Origin of the sequence: Arthrobacter sp. TB 26 (assembly GCF_000427315.1) — a bacterium.
Taxonomy (GTDB): domain Bacteria; phylum Actinomycetota; class Actinomycetes; order Actinomycetales; family Micrococcaceae; genus Arthrobacter.
Genome location: NZ_AUPJ01000553.1, coordinates 1 through 1,684 on the forward strand (window position 1 = coordinate 1; position 1,684 = coordinate 1,684).

Annotated in this window: 2 protein-coding genes; one reads left to right on the forward strand and one right to left on the reverse strand. The window is 67.5% G+C overall.

Translation table 11 applies throughout. The features are described from left to right. Positions 1-1,085: fatty acid desaturase family protein (locus tag K789_RS0121685; RefSeq protein WP_024368572.1), on the forward strand; the 1,085-nt coding region annotated here is incomplete at its 5' end. A 69-nt stretch (positions 1,086-1,154) separates the two neighbouring features. Here the strand turns inward: K789_RS0121685 and K789_RS23805 are convergent. Next, positions 1,155-1,684 (reverse strand): class I SAM-dependent methyltransferase (locus tag K789_RS23805; protein ID WP_306376651.1); only part of this gene is annotated, 530 nt, incomplete at its 5' end.

Below are 1,684 nucleotides of genomic sequence, written 5' to 3' on the forward strand. Positions count from 1 at the left end.
GCCCGACGGTTCGGCCGCCGGCTGCCGCGCACCTCTCCGACGAGCAGGTCGCCGAGCTGGGCCGTGAACTCGACGCCATCAAGGACGATATCCTCGCCAAGCGCGGCGCGTCCGATGCCGCCTACATCCGCCGGATGATCAAGATCCAGCGCGGACTGGAGATTTCCGGCCGTGCCACGCTGCTGGTCAGCAAGCACAAGGCGGCCTGGGTAGCCGGCACCACGCTGCTCAGCTTCGCCAAGATCCTGGAAAACATGGAGCTCGGGCACAACATCCTGCACGGCCAGTGGGACTGGATGCGCGACCCGGACATCCACTCCACCACCTGGGAGTGGGACTTCGTGACCCCGGCGCGCGCCTGGCAGCACACCCACAACGACCTGCACCACCGCTGGACCAACGTCGTGGGCAAGGACAACGACGTCGGGTACAACCTGCTGCGGATGGACGCGGACCAGGAATGGAAGCCGTTCAACCTGGGCAACCCGCTCTACAACGCCTTGTTGGCCCCGGTATTCGAATGGGGCATCGCGATCTACGATCTCGAGCTCAATGACTACAAAGAGGGCAAGAAGTCCAAGGAAGCCCTCACCAAGGACCTCAAGGCGCTCGGCCGCAAGGCCCTCACGCAGTTCACCAAGGACTACGCCGCCACTCCTGCCGTTGCCATGCTGACCGGATCCGGCAAGCAGGCGCTGTACGGCACCCTGACCGCCAACGCGGTCCGCAACGTCTGGGCGCACGCGGTGATCTTCTGCGGCCACTTCCCCGAGGGTGCGGACACCTTCACCGAGGAAATGGTGGAAGGCGAGACCCGCGGTGACTGGTACGTCCGGCAGATGATTGGCTCCGCCAACATCTCCGGGTCCAAGTTTATGCACCTGATGACCGGCAACCTGTCGCACCAGATCGAGCACCACCTCTTCCCGGACATTCCGTCCAACCGTTACGCCGAGGTGGCCCCGAAGGTGCAGGAAATCTGCCAGCGCTACGGACTGCCGTACACCACGGGCCCGATCTGGAAGCAGGTCGGCTCCACCTGGGCCAAGGTCTTCAAGCTGGCGCTGCCGCCCAAGAAGGCCTAGAGCCACACGCTTCCGCGAGCAACGAAGGGGCGCCTGCCANNGGGCCCCTTCTGCGCGCCGGGGCGGCCGTCACGGTTTGCTGGCCACCCCCAGGACGTGGGCCAGCCGCGGGTTGCCGGGGAGGACGGAAAAGCCGAAGCGCTCGACGCCCTGCACCGTGAGGCCCGCCCCGGCAATCACGCCGACGGTGTCACGGTTAGGGTGGCAGCCGCCTGCCATCCGGGTCCACAGCGGTGTGACCAGGTCTTCGGCCGCCGCCAGCATGCGGTGTGCCGAACGGACGTGTTCATAGAACAGCAGCAGGCCGCCGGGCCGCAGGACCCTCACCGCCTCCGCCAGGGCAACGGACTGGTCCGCCACGCTGCACAGCACCAGGCTGGAGACGACGACGTCGATCGAGGCGTCCGACGCCGGCAGCGATTCCGCCACGCCGTCCTGCACGGTGACAGGCACCGGTGCAGCCCTGGCAGCGGCCAGCGCCAGCTCCCGGAGCGTGCGGTCCGGTTCGAGGGCCAGCACGCCGGTCACCGCGGAAGGGTAGAACGGGAAGGTGGCCCCGTAGCCCGCCCCGATTTCGACGACGGCGCCGTGCGCCGCCG